Source organism: Streptomyces sp. WAC05292 (assembly GCF_003949955.1).
GTDB classification, from domain to species: domain Bacteria; phylum Actinomycetota; class Actinomycetes; order Streptomycetales; family Streptomycetaceae; genus Streptomyces; species Streptomyces globosus.
The window spans coordinates 1-1,534 of sequence record NZ_RPSE01000697.1; the positions used below are offsets into that span (position 1 = coordinate 1).

The 1,534-nt window shown below is 70.3% G+C and carries 1 protein-coding gene and 1 pseudogene; one reads left to right on the top strand and one right to left on the bottom strand.

Features of this window, described 5'->3' with window-relative positions; translation table 11 throughout:
- Window positions 1-19: 19 nt before the first annotated feature.
- A complete protein-coding gene (locus EF903_RS32465) occupies window positions 20-547 on the bottom strand; it encodes a hypothetical protein (RefSeq protein ID WP_114055612.1) in 528 nt (175 codons plus the stop codon).
- 502 nt (window positions 548-1,049) lie between these two features.
- On the opposite strand from EF903_RS32465, the pseudogene EF903_RS32470 reads away from it, so the two are divergent.
- Window positions 1,050-1,534, top strand: a pseudogene (locus EF903_RS32470) (flavin-dependent oxidoreductase); the annotation flags it as partial.

Genomic DNA, 1,534 nt, shown 5'->3' on the forward strand with positions numbered 1-1,534 from the left:
GGGAGGGGGAGGCCCGCTGTCAGCGTTCCGCGGCGGCCACGGGCACCGGCGGCCGGGACAGGCGGGTGAGGGCCGTTTCCGCGCGGTTGGCCTTCAGGGCCTCGTAGGCGAGGCGGAGCGCCTCGGCGCGGACGGGGCGCCGGGCCGCACAGGCCGACAGGTCGCCGGCGCACTGGAGCTCCCACCGGGGGAACCGGCGCCGCGCCGTGGCGACGGGGGCGCTGGGCGCGAAGTACAGCATGGTGGTGTTCTCGTGCGGGTTGTGCGCCGAGCCCTCGTAGACCATGAGGCCGGCGGTCTCCAGCCGGTCGGCGAGCCGGGTGAGGACGGGCTCCTCGGCGCGGGCCATGAACAGCCCGACGTGGTTCTCGAAGCCGTGGACGCGCTCCTCGGAGCTCACGTCGTCCTTGTAGCCGGGGCTGCACCGCGGGAACAGGAAGACCTCCACCTCGGGCGCGGGGCCGGGCGTGACGCGCAGCCGCGTCACCCGTATGTCGGTGTCCTCCGGAAGCCAGTGACGCTCCACCAGACGGCGCTTGACCAGCACGCTAGGTATGGTGGCCGAGGCAGCCCACCCGTTCTCGGCGAAGTACGCGAGAGCGGAATCCACTGTTTCGGGGAACAGTAGGGTCGCACAATGCGAAACGACGCAACCGCTCTTGATTTCCCGTCTGAGTTCGCCGGGCATCCAGGGCGGCAGGAGGGCGTCCAGTGATTTGTGGGAGGCGTGGAGGGCGTAGTCAACAGCATGCTGGAGCCGCTGGACGTCGCACGGTTCGAACGTAACGTCATGCATGTCGCAGCCTTTCTGTTGCCGACACCTCGATTAAAGCCATGTCACCCGTCAGGAGGCACTCGGCCGTACTCTGAACGGGTGAGGGCGAGTTGTTGACCTGCACACCTTCACTTCGCCCGAACGCGGCGGTCGTGCCTTTCCGACTTCCACCGCAGTTTGTTGGCAGGGGTCTTTCTCGGGAGGTAAGGGAATGTCTCTGGTCGGCACGCGGAATCCTCCGCGCATCCTCATAGCCGGCGCCGGAATCGGCGGATTGACGACCGCGCTGAGTCTTCATGCGGCGGGACTGCGCGACGTGCGGATCGTGGAGGCGTGCCCGAATCTCCGGGCCGTCGGGGCGGGAATCAACCTGCAGCCCGCCGCCGTCCGCGAACTCACCGAACTCGGCCTCGGGCCGGCCCTCGACGCGTGCGCCGTGGCCACCGGCCGCCTGGAGTTCCACCACCGCTACGGCGGACTGATCTGGTCCGAGCCCCGCGGCCGCGACGCCGGCTACCACTGGCCGCAGTACTCGGTGCACCGCGCGGCCCTCCAGGAACTGCTCCTGGCCGCCGTCCGCGAACGCCTCGGCCCGCAGGCCCTGTCCACGGGGCGACGGCTCCTGCGCTACGAGCACGCGGACGACACCGCCGGGGGCGGGGACTCCGCCCCGGCCGGAGTCCTCGCCTTCCTGGAGGGGGAGTCCGAGCCGATCGCCTGCGACCTGCTCATCGGCGCCGACGGCATCAACTCGGCCGT